17 protein-coding genes, 1 tRNA gene and 1 pseudogene are annotated in these 19,711 nt (G+C 71.2%); 3 read left to right on the top strand and 16 right to left on the bottom strand.

Going from position 1 to position 19,711, the window contains the following annotated elements; genetic code table 11:
• Window positions 1–19 precede the first annotated feature (19 nt).
• The gene (locus OG470_RS11125; RefSeq protein ID WP_328423366.1) at window positions 20–1,657 is read left to right on the top strand and encodes a glycoside hydrolase family 13 protein; all 1,638 of its coding nucleotides are present in this window, start codon (window positions 20–22) and stop codon (window positions 1,655–1,657) included.
• Window positions 1,658–1,856: 199 nt separating this feature from the next.
• Here OG470_RS11125 and OG470_RS11120 read toward each other — a convergent pair whose 3' ends face one another.
• The 6 genes and pseudogenes from OG470_RS11120 to OG470_RS11095 all read right to left on the bottom strand — a co-directional run.
• The gene (locus OG470_RS11120) at window positions 1,857–2,294 is read right to left on the bottom strand and encodes a hypothetical protein (RefSeq protein WP_328423365.1); all 438 of its coding nucleotides are present in this window, start codon (window positions 2,292–2,294) and stop codon (window positions 1,857–1,859) included.
• A gap of 81 nt (window positions 2,295–2,375) precedes the next feature.
• Entirely contained in the window at window positions 2,376–2,744 is a 369-nt protein-coding gene (locus tag OG470_RS11115) for a GntR family transcriptional regulator (protein ID WP_442931096.1), read from the bottom strand.
• 17 nt (window positions 2,745–2,761) lie between these two features.
• Window positions 2,762–3,685, bottom strand: a complete 924-nt coding sequence (locus OG470_RS11110) for a YihY/virulence factor BrkB family protein (RefSeq protein ID WP_328423361.1) — start codon at window positions 3,683–3,685, stop codon at window positions 2,762–2,764.
• 138 nt (window positions 3,686–3,823) lie between these two features.
• Window positions 3,824–4,405: a 2'-5' RNA ligase family protein gene (locus OG470_RS11105; RefSeq protein WP_442931095.1), complete on the bottom strand. Its 582-nt coding sequence runs from the start codon at window positions 4,403–4,405 to the stop codon at window positions 3,824–3,826.
• Between the two features lie 13 nt (window positions 4,406–4,418).
• Window positions 4,419–5,444 (bottom strand): tryptophan--tRNA ligase, encoded by a 1,026-nt coding sequence (gene trpS / locus OG470_RS11100; protein ID WP_328423356.1) that lies wholly within the window; start codon window positions 5,442–5,444, stop codon window positions 4,419–4,421.
• Window positions 5,445–5,636: 192 nt separating this feature from the next.
• Window positions 5,637–6,644: pseudogene (locus tag OG470_RS11095) on the bottom strand (hemolysin family protein); the annotation flags it as partial.
• 247 nt (window positions 6,645–6,891) lie between these two features.
• On the opposite strand from OG470_RS11095, the gene galE reads away from it, so the two are divergent.
• A complete protein-coding gene (galE, locus tag OG470_RS11090; RefSeq protein ID WP_442931188.1) occupies window positions 6,892–7,821 on the top strand; it encodes a UDP-glucose 4-epimerase GalE in 930 nt (309 codons plus the stop codon).
• Window positions 7,822–7,876: 55 nt separating this feature from the next.
• Window positions 7,877–9,046 carry a galactokinase gene (galK, locus tag OG470_RS11085; RefSeq protein WP_328423350.1) on the top strand — a complete coding sequence of 390 codons (1,170 nt, stop codon included), beginning with the start codon at window positions 7,877–7,879 and terminating at the stop codon, window positions 9,044–9,046.
• A 68-nt stretch (window positions 9,047–9,114) separates the two neighbouring features.
• On the opposite strand, the gene OG470_RS11080 is transcribed toward galK, so the two are convergent.
• From OG470_RS11080 to OG470_RS11035, 10 genes are all read right to left on the bottom strand, one after another.
• On the bottom strand, window positions 9,115–10,398 hold the full coding sequence (locus tag OG470_RS11080) for an IS110 family transposase (RefSeq protein WP_328416230.1): 1,284 nt from the start codon (window positions 10,396–10,398) through the stop codon (window positions 9,115–9,117).
• Window positions 10,399–10,882: 484 nt separating this feature from the next.
• Window positions 10,883–12,199 (bottom strand): sulfate adenylyltransferase subunit 1, encoded by a 1,317-nt coding sequence (locus tag OG470_RS11075; protein ID WP_328423348.1) that lies wholly within the window; start codon window positions 12,197–12,199, stop codon window positions 10,883–10,885.
• Window positions 12,199–13,110 carry a sulfate adenylyltransferase subunit CysD gene (gene cysD, locus OG470_RS11070; RefSeq protein WP_328423346.1) on the bottom strand — a complete coding sequence of 304 codons (912 nt, stop codon included), beginning with the start codon at window positions 13,108–13,110 and terminating at the stop codon, window positions 12,199–12,201. The genes OG470_RS11075 and cysD overlap by 1 nt, the downstream gene beginning before the upstream one ends.
• A gap of 74 nt (window positions 13,111–13,184) precedes the next feature.
• Complete coding sequence (locus OG470_RS11065) at window positions 13,185–14,015, bottom strand: inositol monophosphatase family protein (RefSeq protein WP_328423344.1); 831 nt, start codon at window positions 14,013–14,015, stop codon at window positions 13,185–13,187.
• Between the two features lie 186 nt (window positions 14,016–14,201).
• The gene (gene pth / locus OG470_RS11060; RefSeq protein ID WP_328423343.1) at window positions 14,202–14,792 is read right to left on the bottom strand and encodes an aminoacyl-tRNA hydrolase; all 591 of its coding nucleotides are present in this window, start codon (window positions 14,790–14,792) and stop codon (window positions 14,202–14,204) included.
• 84 nt (window positions 14,793–14,876) lie between these two features.
• Window positions 14,877–15,575 (bottom strand): 50S ribosomal protein L25/general stress protein Ctc, encoded by a 699-nt coding sequence (locus OG470_RS11055; RefSeq protein ID WP_328423342.1) that lies wholly within the window; start codon window positions 15,573–15,575, stop codon window positions 14,877–14,879.
• A 344-nt stretch (window positions 15,576–15,919) separates the two neighbouring features.
• Window positions 15,920–16,900, bottom strand: coding sequence for a ribose-phosphate diphosphokinase (locus OG470_RS11050; RefSeq protein WP_328423340.1), 981 nt, complete (start codon window positions 16,898–16,900; stop codon window positions 15,920–15,922).
• Between the two features lie 57 nt (window positions 16,901–16,957).
• Window positions 16,958–18,493, bottom strand: a complete 1,536-nt coding sequence (gene glmU / locus OG470_RS11045; protein WP_328426283.1) for a bifunctional UDP-N-acetylglucosamine diphosphorylase/glucosamine-1-phosphate N-acetyltransferase GlmU — start codon at window positions 18,491–18,493, stop codon at window positions 16,958–16,960.
• 107 nt (window positions 18,494–18,600) lie between these two features.
• A tRNA-Gln gene (locus OG470_RS11040) sits at window positions 18,601–18,672 on the bottom strand.
• Between the two features lie 168 nt (window positions 18,673–18,840).
• Window positions 18,841–19,599 (bottom strand): SDR family NAD(P)-dependent oxidoreductase, encoded by a 759-nt coding sequence (locus OG470_RS11035; protein WP_328423338.1) that lies wholly within the window; start codon window positions 19,597–19,599, stop codon window positions 18,841–18,843.
• Window positions 19,600–19,711 lie beyond the last annotated feature (112 nt).

The raw sequence follows: 19,711 nt of genomic DNA, 5'->3' as shown, positions 1-19,711 counted from the left end.
CAGACGGGGAACGCCACCGATGACCGTCAGCACCACCACCCCGCCCCACACCGCCGACGACGACTGGTGGCGCTCCGCGGTCGTCTACCAGGTCTACGTGCGCAGCTTCGCCGACAGCGACGGCGACGGCATCGGTGACCTCCAGGGCATCCGGCAACGCCTGCCGTACCTGCGCGACCTCGGGGTGGACGCGCTCTGGCTGACCCCCTTCTACACCTCTCCCATGGTCGACGGCGGGTACGACGTCGCCGACTACCGAGACGTCGACCCGATGTTCGGCACCCTCAGCGACTTCGACGCGATGATCGCCGACGCGCACGCCCTCGACCTGCGGATCATCGTCGACCTGGTGCCCAACCACACCTCCGACGTCCACCGCTGGTTCGCCGCCGCCCTCGCCGCCAGCCCCGGCTCCCCGGAGCGGGCCCGCTACCTCTTCGCCGAGGGCCGGGGTGCGCACGGCGAACTGCCGCCGAACGACTGGGAGAGCATCTTCGGCGGCCCGGCCTGGACCCGGGTCGCGGACGGCGAGTGGTACCTGCACCTGTTCGACCCGGCTCAGCCGGACCTGAACTGGCGCCACCCCGAGGTCCGCGCCGAGTTCGAGGACGTGCTGCGGTTCTGGCTGGACCGGGGCGTGGACGGCTTCCGGATCGACGTGGCCCACGGCATGATCAAGGCCGAGGGGCTGCCGGACGTCGGCTTCAGCACGATGACCACCGGCCAGCGCCAGGTCGAGCTGCTCGGCAAGGGCCGGCTGCCGTACTTCGACCAGGACGAGGTCCACGAGATCTACCGCGCCTGGCGGCCCATCCTGGACAGCTACCCGGGCGGCCGGATGGCGGTCGCCGAGGCGTGGGCCGAGACCCCGCAGCGACTGGCCCGCTACATCGGCCCGGACGAGCTGCACCAGGCGTTCAGCTTCGACTTCCTCGACGCCACCTGGTCGGCCGACTCGTTCCGCAAGGTGATCGACACCGCGCTGTCCGAGTCGACGGTGGTCGGCGCACCCACCACCTGGGTGTTGTCCAACCACGACAAGCAGCGGCACGTCACCCGTTACGGTGACGGCGCCGAGGGGCTGCGCCGGGCTCGCGCCGCCAGCCTGCTGATGCTCGCCCTGCCCGGCTGCGCCTACCTCTACCAGGGCGAGGAGCTCGGCTTACCCGAGGTGCTCGACCTCCCCGACGAGCTGCGCCAGGACCCGGCGTTCCTGCGCACCGGCGAGAGTCGGGACGGCTGCCGGGTGCCCATCCCGTGGAGCGGCGAGCTGGCCCCGTACGGCTTCGGGCCGGCCGGCGGCGAGCTGAGCTGGCTACCGGCCCCGGCGACCTGGCGAGCCCTGTCGGTCACCGCGCAGACCGGCGTGCCCGGCTCGACGCTGGAGCTGTACCGGGCCGCGCTGCGCATCCGGCACGAGCACCCGGCGCTGGCCATCGACGCTGGCGGGGTGACCTGGCTGGAGAGCGGGCCCGGCGTGCTGGCCTTCTCCCGCACCTCCGGCGCGACCGTGCTGACCTGCGTGGTCAACCTCAGCGGCGCGCCGGTCCTGATCGACGGGTACGGCCAACCGCTCGTCGCCAGCGCGGCGCTCACCGAGCAGGGCTCCGGCCATCTGCTTCCGGTTGACGCGGCCGCCTGGTTGGAACGGCGCTGAGCGGGTAACCCGTCACCAACCTGGTCGTCCGTCGTGCCCCGCGCCGGCGGGCGACTGGGCTACCGGCCCCTTGTGGTGGGGGGTGAGGTGGCACCGGCGCCACGCGGAGTCCGCTCCGGGTGGCGCCGGTGTCCGTCTGCGCCAAGGTGTGCTCCGTCCGCTGACCGCACCGGCGCCCGGCGTCCCGGTCCGGAGCGGCTCACTTCGCGGTGAGCAGCGCCGCGATGCGGGTGAAGCCGGCGCGTACCTCGGCCTCGTCCGGCGGCTCGGCGGGCTCGCCGTGCCCCGCCTCGTCGGCGGCGGCGTCCAACTCCTCGTCGATCACGTCCTCGAAGTCGCCGTACAGGTCGGCCCCCTCGACCTGGCGGTCCTCGTCCTCGGCGGCGACCTGCGCGGCGGCGATCTCGCTGCGAATCTCGTCGGCCGACAGCGCCGGCAGCAGCGGCTCCACGACGGCTATCAGCTGCTCGTCGGCCACCACCGCCTCAGCCAGCGCCAACGCGTGCGGCCGCTCGTACGGCCCGCAGACCACCGGCTCCCACTCGTCGAGGTCACCGAGCGGGCCAAAGGTGATGATCCACGGCAGACCGAGCATCGGCGAGTCGGCCGGCAGGTCCAGTGTCATGAGTGCGCCCACCGGCTCATCATGGTCCGCGAACACGAGCGCCGACGCCGTTCGCCTCAGTTTCCGCCCGCCGGGCGTCCGATCGGCGACCGGTCAGCCGGGGCGGGCGGCGTCCAGGGCGGCGCGGACCAGGGCGAGCGCGGTGGCGGGCGGCACGCCCAGCCGGGTCGCCTCGGCCGCGTACCCGGCCGCCGCCCGGTGCAGTCGGTCGACGGCGTCGTCCCGGCCGGGAGCGACGAAGGTGCCGTTGCGCCCCCGGGTCTCCAGCAGCCCGGCCGTCTCCAACTCCCGGTACGCGCGGGCCACCGTGTTCGCGGCCAGCCGCAGGTCGGCGGCGAGCTGCCGGACGGTGGGCAGCCGGCTGCCCACCGGCAACCGGCCGTCGCCGATCAACTCGGCGAGCTGCCCGCGTACCTGCTCGTACGGGGGCACCGACGAGTCCGAGTCGACCGAGATCGTCACCTGCGCACCTTCCGCCATCAGCCCGCACCGCCCGGCGTACCGGGATCGGTGTCCTCGTCGAGAGCCACCGGCGGGGCACCCTCCGCCAGGTCCAACACCCGTCCACGCGGACTGGTCGCGAGGAGCGCCGCTCCGAAAAGCACCAGCTGGTTGAGCAGGTATAGGTAGAGCAGCAGGCCGACGGCGCCGGCCACCACGGTGTACGCCGGGTTCCGCTCGGTGCGCACCACGTAGTACCGCCCGACCGTGTTGAGCAGCGTGATGCCGATCGCGACCAGCACCACCACCGGGCGCAGCCGGGACCGGCTCACCCGCAGCCGGGGCACCGCGACCAGCAGCGCGGTCGCGAGCACCGCGTTGATCAGTACGCTGAGGATCGCGCTGATCGTGGTCAGACCGACCGAGCCGGTGCTGCGCAGCAGGAATCGCAGCAGCGACTCCAGGGCGTCGACCGCCGCCACCGAGACACCGAGCAGCACGAAGACGCCGATCATCACCCCGAGGTCGACCAGCCGCCGAATCACCAGGTTTCCGGGTTGCTGGTTGAGCCGGTACATCAGCCGCTGTGAGGAGCGGATCGCCTCCACCCAGCCGATCCCGGTGAAGACCAGGATGACCAGGCCGACCACGCCGACCGTGCCGCTGGAGTTGGCGATCTGCTCCGCGTCCAGGAACGGCAGGTTCTCCTTCAGGAACCCGGCCGCCGCCGCGCTGACCTCGTCGTTGTCCTCCAGGATCGCGCCGAAGATCGAGTACGCGACCAGCGCGAGGGCGAACACCGCGAAGAAGCCGTAGTAGGCGATCGCAGCGGCCAGTCGCCCGGCCAGCAACTCGGCGTAGAGCGCGCCGGCCCGCCACACGTGGTCGAAGAGCCCCGACCGGGAGCGCGCGGCGCTCACCCAGCGGTCGATGCCCGCCTCGATCGCCCCGATCACGTTCACGCGATCATCCTCGCCGATCTCCCGCCGCCATAGGGGCAACCGGCTCCCGATGCTCGCCGACCGGCGCGTCGCCGAACGATGCTTCGCCGAACGATGCGCCGCCGAAAGGTGCGTCGCCCCCGGCGCGTCGCCGAACGGTCAGCCGCCGAGGCGGAAGTCCCGACGGGGCTGCCACCGGGCCTGCCCGCTGTGCGAGAACAGGGTGAACGCGTCGACCTCGAACATCGCGGAGAAGTCGGCCAGATCCTCGTACGCCTTGTCCAGCGCCTCCGCTGCCACGTCCTGTGCCACGGTGACGTGCGGATGGTACGGGAAACGGGTCTCGCGGTGCAGCTCCGGTGCCGCGCGGATGGCGCCGGCCAGCAGCTCGCACTCGCTGATCCCGGCTGCCACCGCCACGAACACCACCTGGGTCACCGGGCGGAACGTGCCGGTGCCCCGCAGGTGCAGCGCGAACGGCAGGTGCGCGGCGGCGACGGCGGCCAGGTGCCGTTCGACGGCGGGCAGGGCGGCCGTCGGGATCTCGGTCGGCCCGAGCAGCGTCACGTGCGCGGGCACCGCCAGCGGGTCGCCGGCCTCAACCCGCCGTCGGGTGAGCTGCGCCCCCCACGGCTCCGGGATGTCCACCGCGATGCCGACCTGGATCGTGTCGCCGGCTGGCGGCACCCCGCCACTGCGATCCACGCTCCGCGCCGCCCCTTCGGCCACCGACCCGCCCACCTGTCCCGGGGCGCTATTCGCCGCGTACCGGCGGGAAGAACCCGACCCGCTCGTACGCGGACCGCAGGGTCGGTCCGGCCACCGCACGGGCCTTCTCCGCGCCGGCGGCGAGCAGCTTGTCCAGCTGCGCCGGGTCGTCGAGGTAGGTGCGGGTGCGCTCCTGGATCGGGCGGACGAACTCCGCCACCACCTCGGCCAGGTCCTTCTTCAGGTCGCCGTAACCGCGACCGGCGTACGCGGCCACCAGATCGTCGATGCCGCGCCCGCTGAGCGCCGAGTGGATGGTCAGCAGGTTGGACACGCCCGGCTTGGTCTCGGCGTCGAAGACGATCTCCCGGCCGGTGTCGGTCACCGCCGAACGGATCTTCTTCGCCGACCGGGCCGGGTCCTCCAGCAGGTCGATGATGCCGGCCGGCGAGGACGACGACTTGGACATCTTCGCGGTCGGGTCTTGCAGATCGGTGATCTTCGCGGTGTCCTTGACGATGTGCGGCGCGGGCACCGTGAACGTCGGGCCGAACAGCGAGTTGAAGCGCTGGGCCAGGTCCCGCGAGAGCTCCAGGTGCTGACGCTGGTCCTCGCCGACCGGCACCGCGTTGGCCTGGTAGAGCAGGATGTCGGCGGCCTGCAGGATCGGGTAGGTGAACAGGCCGACGCTGGCCCGCTCGTTGCCCTGCTTCTGTGACTTGTCCTTGAACTGGGTCATCCGGCTGGCCTCGCCGAAGCCGGTGATGCAGCCGAGCACCCAGGCCAGCTGCGAGTGCTCAGGCACCTGTGACTGCACGAACAGGGTGCTGCGCTCCGGGTCCAGACCGACCGCGAAGAGCTGGGCGGCAGCCACTCGGGTCCGCTGGCGCAGCAGCACCGGGTCGTGCCCCGCGGTGATGGCGTGCAGATCCACGACGCAGTAGAACGCGTCGTGGGTCTCCTGCAGGGCCACCCAGTGCCGCACCGCGCCGAGGTAGTTGCCGAGGTGGAAAGAGTCGGCCGTCGGCTGGATGCCGGAGAAGACGCGGGGGCGGGCGGGAACGTCGGACATGGCGATAATTCTGTCAGCAAGCGACGGGGTCCGTCATGACGGGCCGGCGGGTCGGCCGCGGCCCGCCGCTGTCGGGGCGTTGACCTCGCGCGGGTCCCCCTGGCCGACCCGGCGGATCGGCCCGACCACGGCCCCGCGTTGCTGCCCGGCCACCGGCTCCGACGACCACCGCGCGCCGGCCTCCCGCGACTGCCCGGTGCCGACCTCCCTCGACTGCCCGGTGCCAGCCTCGCGGCGCTGCTCGGGCATCCGCACGGCGGAGACCGCGAGCCGGGCCACCCGGCGTCCATCCAGCGTCAGCACCCGCAACAGCCAGCCGCCCGACGGGTCGGCCGGGTCGGGCCCGTCGGCGTCGACCGGTTCAGCGGGCACCGGTACTTCGTCGCCGGTCACCGGCAGCCGACCCAGCGCGGCCATCACGAACCCACCGACCGTCTCGTACGGCCCGGTGGGCAGCACCAGCCCGGTCCTCTCGGCGAAGTCGGCCAGGTTGAGCCGACCGTCCACCACGGCCGGCAGGCCGTGCACCGGGTCCGGCTTGGTGTCGTACTCGTCGTGGATCTCGCCGATCAACTCCTCGATCAGGTCCTCCAGGGTGACGATCCCGGCGGTGCCGCCGTACTCGTCGACCACCACCGCCAGGTGCTGACCCTCCCGGCGCATCTCGGTGAGTGCGGGCAGCACCCGCTTGCTGCCGGGCAGCCGCTTCACCTCCCGGGTCAGCTCGCCGACGGTGACGCACGGGTCGGCGTCCGGGCGCAGCAGTACGTCGCGCAGGTGCACGAAGCCGACCACGTCGTCGTGGGTGCCGTCGGTGACCGGGTAGCGGGTGTGCGTCTCGGCCCGGACCAACCGGGCGGCCTCGGCGATGGTCAGCCGGGCGGGCAGGAAGACCACCTCGGTGCGGGGCATCATCACCTCGCGGATCAGGCTGGCGCCGGCCACCAGGACCTCGTCGATGATCCGCCGTTCGTCCGGGTCGAGCACCGTGTTCGCGGCGACCAGGTCCCGCAGCTCTGCCTCGGAGATGCGCTCCCGGCCGGCCGCCGGGCCAGCTCCGAGCAGGTCGGTGACGAGGCGGGTGGCACCGTCGGCGGCGCGGACCACCATCCGGGCGACAGCCCGGGCGAGCGGACCGGGGTCACGGCGGGGCCGCCCCCGCGCGCGTCGCCGGAGCCCCGTATGGGCCGCTTCCCGCATGACAGAGATGGTAGACACCGACGGCCCATCGCACCGGGGATCACGCACGGCTGACGGTCATGTTCGGGTCTGTTTAATCGTGAGAGATTATGATGGAATGCGGATGGCGGCGTGGTCGGTAGGGGTACACGCGCCGCCGTAGGGTGATCACCGAAGGGCCACGTCCCGGGCGGGCCAGGCAGGAGGCAACGACGTGAAACTGCTCGTCACGGGGGGCGCCGGCTTCATCGGCAGCGTAGTGACCCGAATGCTGCTCGACGCGGGCCACCAGGTCGTCGTGCTGGACGACCTGCGCACCGGCCACCGCGAGGCGCTCGCTCCGGACGCGACCCACGTCGAGGCGTCCATCCACGACGCCGCCCGGATCGTCACCCCCGACGCCGGCTTCGACGGGGTGCTGCATTTCGCCGCCCTGATCGCCGCCGGCGAGTCGATGGTCAAGCCGGAGCTGTACTGGCAGACCAACACGGTCGGCACCCTCGCCCTGATCGACGCGGTCCGGGCCGCCGGGGTGCCCCGGATGGTCTTCTCCTCCACCGCCGCCGTCTACGGCAACCCCACCGAGCTGCCCATCCCGGAGACCGCGGTCAAGGCGCCCACCAACACGTACGGCGCCACCAAGCTCGCCGTCGACATGGCGCTCACCTCCGAGGCGATCGCGCACGGGCTGGCCGCCGTGTCGCTGCGCTACTTCAACGTGGCCGGCGCGCACCTCGACGGCGACGTCGCGCTCGGCGAACGGCACGACCCGGAGACGCACCTGATCCCGATCGCGTTGGAGGTCGCCGCCGGCCGGCGGGAGAAGCTCCAGCTCTTCGGCGACGACTACCCCACCGTGGACGGCACGTGCGTCCGCGACTACATCCACGTCGCCGACCTGGCCCGAGCCCACCTGTTGGCACTGGACGCCGCCACCGCGGGCCAGCACCGGATCTACAACCTGGGCAACGGCAACGGTTTCACCAACCGACAGGTGGCCGACGTGGTCCGCGAGGTCACCGGGCATGCACTGCCGGTCGAGGTGGCGCCACGCCGCGAGGGCGACCCGGCCGAGCTGGTCGCCTCCTCCGCTCTGGCCCGCGACGACCTGGGCTGGGTGCCGCAGAAGCCGACCCTGCACGACATGGTCGGCGACGCCTGGGCCTTCTACCGCACGCACATTCTGGAGCAACGGTGAGCGCGAGGAGTGAGCCGATGTTGCGAGCCCCGCAGTCGCGAACGGAGGAAGCAGCGTGACCGACCACACCGGTGACGTCGCCGAGCGGGCCGCCGCCGGCTTCACCGAGCAGTACGGCGGTCAGGCCGCTGGGCGCTGGGCGGCTCCCGGCCGGGTCAACCTGATCGGCGAGCACACCGACTACAACGACGGGTTCGTGCTGCCCTTCGCGCTGCCGCTGCGCACCGTGGTCGCCGCCGACCGGCAGGACGGGGAGCGCTGGACGGTCTGGTCCGAGCTGTCCGGCGAGACGATCACCTTCGGCGCGGACGACGTGACCCAGCCGGGCCGGGTCACCGGCTGGGGCGCGTACGTGGCCGGGGTGGTCTGGGCGCTGCGCGAGGCCGGCCACCCGGTACCCGGCGCCCGGTTGGCGATCGCCTCCGACGTGCCGCTGGGCTCCGGGCTCTCATCCTCGGCCGCACTGGAGTCGGCCGTGCTCGCCGCCCTGCTCGACCTGGGTGGGGTGGAGCTGGCCGCCGAACGGCAGCCTCGGCTGGCGCAACGCGCGGAGAACGTCTACGTCGGTGCACCGACCGGAATCATGGACCAGTCCGCGGCGATCCGCTGCCGCGCCGGGCAGGCCCTCTTCCTGGACTGCCGCGACGAGTCGGTCGAGCACATCCCGTTCGACCTGGATGCCGCCGGGCTGGCCGTGCTGGTCATCGACAGCCGGGCGCCGCACCGGCACGCCGACGGCGAGTACGCCGCCCGCCGCCGGTCCTGCGAGGCGGCGGCCAAGACCCTCGGCGTCGCCGCGCTGCGTGACGTCGCCATCGACCAGCTCGACACCGCGCTGGCCCGACTCGACGACGAGGAGACCCGGCGGCGGGTCCGGCACGTGGTCACCGAGGACCAGCGGGTGTTGGACACGGTGGCACTGCTGCGCGCCGGCCGGGTCCGGGACATCGGCCCGCTGCTCACCGCCTCACACGTCTCGATGCGCGACGACTTCGAGATCACCGTGCCGGAGATCGACACCGCGGTCGAGGCGGCGCTGGCGGCCGGCGCGCTGGGTGCCCGGATGACCGGCGGTGGCTTCGGTGGCTGCGTCCTCGCCCTGATAGCGGCGGACCGGACCGACGCGGTAGCCGCCGCCGTAACGGCCGCCTACGCCGAACGCGGCTTCACCGCACCCACCACCATCCCAGTCCTCCCATCCCCCGGCGCCACCCGCCTCAACTAATCCGAAAACTGAGGGTGGGTGGGCGCGCGGCAGCGTCCGGCGGAGCCGGACTCGGTGTGGTGGTGCGGTCAGGCTGCGGTGGGTAGGTGGGTGCGTTCGGCGGTGACGGTGTAGCCGAGGGCTTCGAGTTGTCGGATGTGGTTGCGGGCGCGTCGTTCGGGGTTGACGCGGGTGTCGTAGAAGTCGGCGCCGAGGTCGTGGAATGTGGCCTCGGGGTCGTGGAGAAGGTGCCAGATGATGATGAGGGTGGATCGGCCGACTGCGACGATGGCGCGTTTGGCGCCGCGTCGGCGGGCGATGCGGCGATAGCGCTCGCCGAGGAAGGTGGGGGTGCGGGCGGCGCTGACGGCGATCTGGCCGAGGACGCGGGCCAGGTAGGGGTTGCCGTGGCTGGTGGAGCCGCTGCCTTTCTTGCGGCCTGCGGATTCTTTCACGGTGGGTGAGAACCGGGCCCATGAGGTCAGGTGGGCCGGGGTTGGGAAACGGCTCATGTCCACGCCGATTTCCGCGATGATCGCCCGCGCGGCCACCGGTCCCACGCCGGGGATGTGCTCAAGCCGGCTGGCCGCCTGCGCGAAAGGGGCGATGCAGACCTCGATCTGCGTGTCGACGTCGGCGATGTCGGCCTCGATCGCGTCGACGCGGGTGAGCATCTTGCTCAGCAGGAACGCGTGATGGTCGGTGAACCGACCGACGAACGCCTCTTCCAACATGCTGATCTTGCGGCGGAGGCTGGACCGGGCCAGTTGCGCGAGCTGGCGCGGGTCGCGTTCACCGGCGATCAACGCCGCCATCATGGCCCGCCCGGAAGTGCCGAAGATGTCGGAGGCGACCACGGACAGCTTGATCTGCGCGTCTTCGAGGAGCTTCTCGGCCCGGTTCTTCTCCGCTGTCTGCGCGGCGACGAGATCGACTCGATAGCGGGTCAGGTCGCGCAGCATCCGAATCTGCGGCGGCGGCACGAAACTCGGCCGCAGCATCTGCCGCTCGGCGACCTTACACAGCCACACCGCGTCCAACCGATCGGTCTTGGGTCGTCCCGGCAGGTGTTTGACATCGCGGGCGTTGACCAGCCACGTCTCGAACCCGGCTGCTTCCAGCAGATAGAACGCCGGCTTCCAGTAGTCGCTGGTCGCCTCCATCACCACCCGGGTCACACCCAAGCTGCGCAGCCGCTCGGCCATCCGCCCCAGCGACCGGGTCATCGTCGAGAAGGTCTCGACCTCCTGCACCCGCCGACCCGGTCTGTCCGGGTGGGGCAGCCGCACACAACACACGAGCGAGGACTTACCGATATCCAGCGCGGCGATCCGCTCGATGATCTCCTCGCGCTCCTGAGTCTCCTCCAACACGTGACCCTCCCTGCCCGCGCCGAACCCGCCAACGGCGTCGCCCGCGGTGACCACAGAGGGACAGCGAATCTAATCCTCGTGCTCGAAGCAACAGTGAAGGGCCCATCAGCGTGGCCACCAGCATCCGACTAACCCACGGCCTGAACCGAACCAAGGAGGCGACGACGTCAGCGGGCGACCCCACCACGGCACCACCAACCACCGGCACAGCGCAACAGGCGAGAACAGTTTTCAGCCCGGAACGGGCCACCCAACAGGGAGACGGAGACTAACCCCACCCCCCCGGGTTGATCAAGAGGTTTGCGTCAGGATCCGGGCTCGGACTGACGCAAACCTCTTGATCACCGGTCGAGGTGGGGGTGGGGGGCGGGGTGAGATCGTGCTCGTTCGTGGAAGTAGTGGCCTCGTCCATCGGGCGAGGCCACTACTTCCTGGATGGAGCGCGATCTTGCGGGCAACCGGGCCGGGTCGGGCCGAGCCTCGGTCAGCTGGCTTCGACGATCATGCCGGCGCCGACGGTGCGGTTGGTGGCCTCGTCGATGATGACGAAGCCGCCGGTGGTGCGGTTGCGCCGGTACTCGTCGGCCAGCAGCGGCACCGTGGTGCGCAGCCGCAGCCGGCCGATCTCGTTGAGCCGCAGCTCATCGGCCGACTCGTCGCGGTGCAGCGAGTTGATGTCCAGCCGGTAGTGCAGCCCGCGCACGATCGCCCGCGCCGACCGGGTGGTGTGCTTGATCGCGTACCGGCCGCCGACCCGCAGCGGGCGGGTCTCGTCCATCCAGCACACCATCGCCTCGATGTCCTGGGCCACCGCGGGAGCGTTGTTCGGCCGGCAGATCATGTCGCCCCGGGAGATGTCGATCTCGTCGGCCAGCCGTACCGTCACCGACATCGGCGGGAACGCCTCCGCGACCGGCCCGTCGGCGGTCTCCACCGCGGCGATCCGGCTGGTGAAGCCGGACGGCAGCACCATCACCTCGTCGCCCGGCTTGAGCACGCCGGAGGCGACCTGACCGGCGTAGCCGCGGTAGTCGGTGACCGTGGTGGACTGCGGCCGGATCACGTACTGCACCGGGAACCGGACGTCGACCAGGTTGCGGTCGCTGGCGATGTGCACCCGCTCCAGGTGGTGCAGCAGCGACGAGCCCTCGTACCACGGCATGTTCTCCGACCGGGTGACGATGTTGTCGCCACGCAGCGCGGAGATCGGCACCACGGTCAGGTCCGGCACGTCGAGCTTCGCGGCGAACGCGGTGAACTCGTCGGCGATCCGCTCGTAGACCTCCTGCGACCAGTCCACCAGGTCCATCTTGTTGACGCAGAGGACCAGGTGCGGCACCCGCAGCAGGGAGCAGAGGAACGCGTGCCGGCGGGACTGCTCGACCAGGCCCTTGCGCGCGTCCACCAGGATCAGCGCGAGGTCGGCGGTGGACGCCCCGGTCACCATGTTGCGGGTGTACTGGATGTGCCCCGGGGTGTCGGCGATGATGAACTTGCGCCGCGGCGTGGCGAAGTACCGGTAGGCCACGTCGATGGTGATGCCCTGCTCCCGCTCGGCGCGCAGGCCGTCGGTGAGCAGCGCCAGGTTGGTGTACTCGTCGCCGCGGGCCGCGCTGACCGCCTCCACCGCGGCCAACTGGTCGGTGAAGAGCGACTTGGTGTCGTAGAGCAGTCGGCCGATCAGGGTCGACTTGCCGTCGTCCACGCTGCCCGCGGTGGCGAACCGCAGCAGGTCCATCGGCCGCGCCTCCGGCCCGGACCCGCTGGTGACGGCGGCCGGGGCCACGATCTCGGTGGTCATCAGAAGTAGCCCTCCCGCTTGCGGTCTTCCATGGCGGCCTCGCTGACCCGGTCGTCACCACGGGTCGCGCCGCGCTCGGTGATCCGGGTGGCCGCCACCTCCTCGATGACCTTCTCCACGGTGTCCGCGTCGGAGCGGACCGCGGCGGTGCAGGAGGCGTCGCCCACGGTGCGGTAGCGCACCTGCGCCTTGAACCGCTCCTCGCCCGCCCGGGGACGGAAGAACTCGTTGACCGCGTAGAACATCCCGTCCCGCTCGATCACCTCGCGCTCGTGCGCGTAGTAGATCGACGGCAGGGGGATCCGTTCCCGGGCGATGTAGTGCCAGACGTCCAGCTCGGTCCAGTTGGACAGCGGGAAGACCCGGATCGACTCGCCCGGGTGGTGCCGGCCGTTGTACAGCGACCACAGCTCGGGCCGCTGGTTCTTCGGGTCCCACTGGCCGAACTCGTCCCGGAAGCTGAACACCCGCTCCTTGGCCCGGGCCTTCTCCTCGTCCCGGCGGGCGCCACCGAACAGCGCGTCGAAGCGGTGCCTCTCCACCGCGTCCAGCAGCACCGGCGTCTGGATCCGGTTACGCATGCCGTCGCCGGACTCCCGGACCAGCCCGCTGGTCAGGGCCTCCGGCACGCTCGCCACCACGAGTTGCAACCCCAGCTCGGCGACCCGCTGGTCGCGGTATTCCAGCACCTCGGGGAAGTTGTGGCCGGTGTCGACGTGCATGACCGGGAAGGGGATGTTGGCCGGAGCGAACGACTTCTGCGCCAGCCGCAGCATGACGATCGAGTCCTTGCCGCCGGAGAAGAGCAGCACCGGGCGTTCCATCTCGGCGACCACCTCGCGCATCACGAAGATGCTCTCCGCCTCCAGGGCGTCCAGGTGGGAGACCCGGTAGGCCGCGGGGGTGGTCATGACACCGGCTCGATTCGCTCGCTCATCCGATTTCCAGACCTTTCCGGTCGGACATGTCAAGAAGTGCGCCCAGGCTACCCGGAATGCCTCTGCAGCGCTGCAAGCAACCGGGAGGCGAGATCCTTGCGGCAGACCAACAGGTCCGGCAGGCGTGGATCCGCCTCGTTGTATCTCAGCGCAGAACCGTCGATCCGGGAAGCGTGTAGTCCGGTGGCCGTCGCCACAGCCACCGGCGCCGCCGAGTCCCACTCGTACTGCCCGCCGGCGTGGATGTACGCGTCGACCTCTCCGGTGATGACCGCGGCGATCTTCGCGCCGGCGGAACCCATCGGCACCAGCTTCGCCCCCACGTCCTCGGCCAGGTCGGTGAGGAACACCGGCGGCCGGCTCCGGCTCGCCGCCAACCGGATCACCCGCGCGCCGGCCGTCGCCGCCTCCACCGTCATCGGCGGGTACGCCGGCGGGTAGTCCGTGCCCAGCACCCGGTGCTGCGCCGGCAGCCCCACCGCCCCGGCGACCAGCCCGTGCGGGCTCGGCGCGCTACGCGCCCAGAGCGCCACGTGCACCGCCCAGTCCGAGCGGCCCTCCTCGGCGAACTCGCGGGTGCCGTCCAACGGATCGATGATCCACACTCGGTCCGCGGCCAACCGGGACACCGCCTCGGCGTTCACCTCCGCCGCCCAGGCCAGCCGCGACCCCTCGTCCTCCTCGGAGAGCACGGCGTCCCCCGGCCGCCACTTCGCCAACTCCGTGCGGATCAGGTCGTGCGACACCTTGTCCCCGGCCGACTTCAGCGCGCCGGCGTCGCCGAAACCCAGCTCGGCCCGCAGGTCGAGCAGCGCCTGACCGGCCCGGGCCGCCAACCACCGGGCGAACGCACCGTCGATCATCGGAGGACTGCTCATCTGCCCGCTCCCGTCGCCTCGCCGCGACCCGTGCCCGCACCGGCCGCTCCGCCGCGACCGCGTCGTCGGTCGCGGCACGCCGAAGGCGCAGACTACCGGCCCATCGACCCCGATCCGGTACGCCCCGCCCGGCTCAGAGACTGTCGGAAAGTCCCGAGGCGAGCGAGGCGGGGCTTCCCGACAGTCTCAACCGCCGTGGTAGAGGTTCTGAGTCGGCTCCACGCCCTTGACGACCACCGACTCCACCACGTCGGCGGCCCGGTCCACCAGGAAATCCAGCTCCTTGCGCTCCGCGGCGCCGAAATCCGACAGCACGTAGTCCGCCGGGTCCTGCCGCCCGGGTGGCCGGCCGATGCCGAACCGCACCCGGACATACTCCTTGGTGCCCAACGACTTCGACATCGAACGCAGGCCGTTGTGCCCGCCCTCGCCGCCACCGCACTTGACCCGCACCTGGCCGTACCCGATGTCCAGTTCGTCGTGCACCGCGATCACCTGTGCCGGCGGCACCTTGTAGAACTGCGCCAGCGCCGCCACCGGCGCGCCGGAGAGGTTCATGTACGTCAGTGGCTTCGCCAGCACCAGCTTCGGCCCGCCGAAACCCAGTCGACCCTCGGCCACCTCGGCCACCGCCCGCTTGTGCCGGCCGAACCGCGCGCCCACCCGTCCGGCCAGCAGGTCAGCCACCATGAACCCGACGTTGTGCCGGTTCCCGGCGTACTCCCGACCTGGGTTGCCCAGGCCGACCACCAGCCACGGCCCCGCCTCGTCCGTCACGACCCGTCCCTCCCGCCGAACTCCCGATACGCCGACAGGCGCCCCCGGAACGCTCGGGGACGCCTGCCGCACAGTACGAACCGATCAGGCCTCGGTGCGCGCCTCGGTGTTCTCCGCGCCCTCGGCGGTCGGGGCGGCGTCCGCACCCTCGGAACCCTCGGTGACCTCGCCGACCTCGGCCTCGGCCTCCTCGGTGGCCTCCTCGACCTCGGGCAGCGTCGCCTCGAGCTGCTCGGCGGTCGGCGCGGCGGTCACCGCAGCGACCGGCAGCGTCGCGTCGACGGCCAGCTCGACACCGGCCGGGAGCTGCACGTCGCCGGCGGTCACCTGGGAGCCCGCCTCCAGGCCCTCGATCGACGCCTCGAGGTGGTCCGGCACCTTGGTGGCGTCGGCGGTCACCGAGAGGGTGTCGTGGTCGTGCACGATCAGGGTGTCCCGCGCGGCCTCGCCGGTCAGCTGGACCGGGACCTCGACGGTGACCTTCTCGCCCCGGCGGACCAGGATGAGGTCCACGTGCTCGAAGGTGTCCTTGATCGGGTCACGCTGAATCGCCTTCGGCAGCGCCAGCACCTGCGTGCCGTCGGTGATGTCGATCGCGAACAGCTGGTTGGCGCCACCCTTGCGGATCGCCGCAGCGAACTCCCGGGACGGCAGCGCGATGTGCTTGGGCTTCTCGCCGTGGCCGTACAGCACGGCGGGCACCTTGCCGGCCCGGCGGGTACGGCGGGCACCACCCTTGCCGAACTCGGTACGGGGCTCGGCGCTGATCTTTACCTCGGACACGGGGAAACTCCTGATGCTTTTCGCTGCGGCGGCTTGTCGTCTTGCGGTGCTGGGGCGAGGGGCTCGCTGGGGCTCATGCGTCATGAACGACTGCCCGGAGCACCGCGTCGATGACGGTACCTCCGTGCGGCGCTGTTCAGCGGCCCGCCGGGCACCCTCGCCGTGGCAACCGCACCAGTCTACCCGAGCTGATTCCGGGGTTTCCGGCAGTCCCCGTTCATGGGTCCAGGCCGGCGCATCGGTGGCGTTCCCACCAGCGTGCCAGCCCCGTTTCCACCAGCTTGGCAGCCCCGGCCCCGCCGGAGCGCCGGATGGCGGAAACGGGGCTCACCGCAGCGCGACGCTCAGCTCAGGCCACCGAAGAGGGTGGTCACCGAACCGTCGTCGAAGACCTCCCGGATCGCCCGCGCCAGCAGCGGCGCGATCGACAGCACGGTCAGCTTGTCCAACTGCTTCTCCGGCGGCAACGGCAGCGTGTTGGTCACCACGACCTCACTGATCGAGCTGTTCTTCAGCCGCTCGGTCGCCGGATCCGACAGCAGCGCGTGGGTGGACGCGACCACGATCTCCGCCGCGCCCGACTCCTTGAGGATGTCCGCCGCGCCGGTGATCGTGCCACCGGTGTCGATCATGTCGTCGACGATCAGGCAGACCCGACCCTCCACCTCGCCGACCACGCGGTTCGCCACCACCTGGTTCGGCTTCATCGGGTCGCGGGTCTTGTGGATGAACGCCAGCGGGCAACCGCCCAGCCGGTCGGTCCACCGCTCGGCCACCCGCACCCGGCCCGAGTCCGGCGCCACCACGGTCATCGGCCGGCCCGCGTACTTGTGCTCCACGTACTCGGCGAGGATGTCCATCGCGAAGAGGTGGTCGACCGGACCGTCGAAGAAGCCCTGGATCTGCGCGGTGTGCAGATCGACGGTGAGGATCCGGTTCGCGCCGGCCGTCTTCAGCAGGTCCGCCACCAGCCGGGCCGAGATCGGCTCGCGACCGCGGTGCTTCTTGTCCTGACGTGCGTACGGGTAGAACGGCAGCACCACGGTGATCCGCTTGGCCGACCCCCGCTTCAGCGCGTCCACCATGATCAGGGTCTCCATGACCCAGGTGTTCACCCCGTGCGTCACGGACTGCACCACGAAGGCGTCCGAACCACGCACCGAGTCCTTGAACCGTACGAAGATCTCGCCGTTGGCGAACTCGTACGCGTCGGCCGGCGTCGGCGCCACGCCGAGCACCTCACCGATCTCCTTGGCCAGCTCCGGAAAGCCACGTCCGGAAAAGAGCATCAGGCTTTTGCGGTTTTCGGCGACGATGCTGCCCATGGGCCCGTCTGCTCCCGTTTCTCGGTGGTACCCGGCCCGGTGGTGGTGGCGCGGGGACTATTCGGTTGCAGTATCTCCCGTGCCGGACGCACCGCCCACCGTCTCGGCCCTCCCGTGCATTGCCTCACTGTCGCTTGCGGTGGGGGCCACACCCGACGCACCCTCGCCGGCGCGGGCCCGCTGCGCGGCCTCCGCCGCGGCCGTGCCGGCCCGCCGCTTCACCACCCAGCCCTCGATGTTGCGCTGGCGTGCTCGGGCGACGCCCATCGCGCCCGCCGGCACGTCCTCCACGATCACCGAGCCGGCCGCCGTGTACGCCCCGTCGCCCACCTCGACCGGGGCCACGAACATGTTGTCCGCCCCGGTCCGGGCGTGGCTGCCGATGACCGTGCGGTGCTTGTTGACCCCGTCGTAGTTCACGAAGACCGACGCCGCGCCGATGTTGCTCTGCTCGCCGATCGTCGCGTCACCTACGTACGTTAGGTGCGGCACCTTGGAGCCGGCGCCGATCTGCGAGTTCTTCACCTCGACGAACGTGCCGACCTTCGCCTTCTCGGCCAGCCGCGCGGCCGGCCGCAGGTACGCGTACGGACCGACGCTGGCGCCCGCGCCCACCTCGGCACCCACCGCGTGGCTGCGCACCACGGACGCACCGGGGCCGACGATGGTGTCGACCAGCGTGACGTCCGGCCCGACCAGCGCGCCGGTGCCGACCACCGTGCCGCCGCGCAGTTGGGTGTTCTGGTCGACGACCGCGTCGCGGTCCAGCGCCACCGTCACGTCGATCCAGGTGGTCGCCGGGTCCAGCAGGCTCACCCCGGTACGCATCCACGCCTCGTTGACCCGGTCGCGCAGCAGCCGGCGCAGCGTCGCCAACTCCACCCGGTCGTTGCAGCCCAGCGTCTCCACGTGGTCGACGGCCACGTGCACCGCCACCGGCTCGCCAGCCGAGCGGAGCAGCCCGAAGACGTCGGTCAGGTACTCCTCGCCCTGGTCGTTGTCGGTGGAGAGCTTGCCCAGCGCGGCGCGCAGCCGCACCGCGTCGAACGCGTAGATGCCGGCGTTGATCTCCCGGATCGCGCGCTGCGTCGCGTCGGCGTCGCGCTCCTCGACGATCTGCTCCAGCCGACCGTCGGCGTCCCGAACGATCCGCCCGAGCCCGGTCGGGTCGGGCACCGCGGCGGCCAGCACGGTGGCCGCCGCGGCGGCCTCCTCGTGCGCGGTCACCAGCGCGCCGACCGTCTCCGGCCGCAGCAGCGGTACGTCCCCGTTGATCACCACGACGGTGCCGGCGCCGTCCGGGACAGCGTCCAGCGCGATCCGGACGGCGTGCCCGGTGCCGAGTTGCTCGGCCTGGAGGACCGGCGTGCTGTCCGGTGCGATCTCGGTCAGGTGTCCCCGGACCTGGTCGGCGCCGTGTCCGACCACCACGACGGTGCGGTCCGCGGCCAGCGGCGCGGCCGCGCTCAGCACGTGGCCGAGCAGCGTCCGACCGAGCAGCGGGTGCAGCACCTTGGGCAGTGTCGACTTCATCCGCTTGCCCTCACCGGCGGCAAGTACGACGACGGTACGGAGGTGGGGCTGGGGCACGATGTGGCTCCCGTCGGGACGGCGGACACTCTCGCGGCCATGCTAACCGCGGTGCCCGGCGCGTTCCCGTCTTACCCCCACTGGAACCTAAAACGGACTTAGGGGGGCAGCTCGGCCGCCAGGGTTCGAACCTGAAATACGGGTACCAAAGACCCGGGTGTTGCCAATTACACCACGGCCGATCAGCGACGCGAGCGCGTCACATCAGGGATGAGCATCCCGCGCTACACCTTAGCGCCCCGGCCGCCGGACGCCATCGCTCATTCCGCCACGCCCGGCGACCGGCGGCGCGCCCGGACGGTGTCGGGGCGGGCAGTCCGAACCGGGCCCGGACGCCGCAGACGGGTTGACTAGAGGTTGTACCCGCCGGCGACCTCGATGTTCTGGGCGGTGATCCAGCGGCCCTCCTCGCCGAGCAGCGTGGCGATCACCATGCCGATGTCGTCGGGCTCGCCCACCCGACCGAGTGCGGTCTTCGCTGCGAGAAGCGGAATCACCTCGGGGAACCGCTCGAAGGCGTTGTCGGCGAGGCGCGTCCGGGTGGAGCCCGGGGCGACGGAGTTGACCCGGATGCCGCGGTTGCTGAACTCCTTGGCCATGTACCGGGTCAGCACCATGAGGCCGCCCTTCATCGAGGCGTACGCGGAGTAGCCGGGCTCCAGGCCGGAGGCCAGCGCCGAGTTGCTACTGGTGTTGACGATCGCGCCGCCGTCGGCCAGCAGTGGCAGCAGTGCCTGGGTGAGGAAGAACGGCCCCTTGAGCAGCACCCGCATGAACCCGTCGAACAGCTCCTCGGAGGTGTCCTGGAAAAGCGCCATCCGCGCGAACCCGGCGTTGTTGACCAGGGAGTCGAACGTGTCCCGCTGCCAGGTGTCGCGCAGCGCGGCGACGACCGACTCGCGGAAGGCCGGGAAGGTCTCACTGCGGCCGACGTCCAGTGGCAGCGCGACGGCCGTGCCGCCCTCCTTCTCGATGCTCTCCACGGTCTCCAGCGCCCCGGGTTGGTTGTTGCTGTAGGTCAGGATGACTCCCGATCCGCGCTTGGCGAGCTGGATGGCAGCGCTCTGGCCGATGCCCGAGCTGGCGCCGGTGACGATAGCGACCCGCATGATTCGCCTACCTGTTCATTCGTGGAGCCATCACATGCTCCTGGGAGTTGGGCTAACCCCAGAAAACCAGCGTGAGCAGTGCGAGTGATAGATGAATGCTCTCCACCTCTTG

This window comes from Micromonospora sp. NBC_00389 (genome assembly GCF_036059255.1).
Classification (GTDB): domain Bacteria; phylum Actinomycetota; class Actinomycetes; order Mycobacteriales; family Micromonosporaceae; genus Micromonospora.
This window is presented reverse-complemented; position numbering and strand designations above follow the sequence as displayed.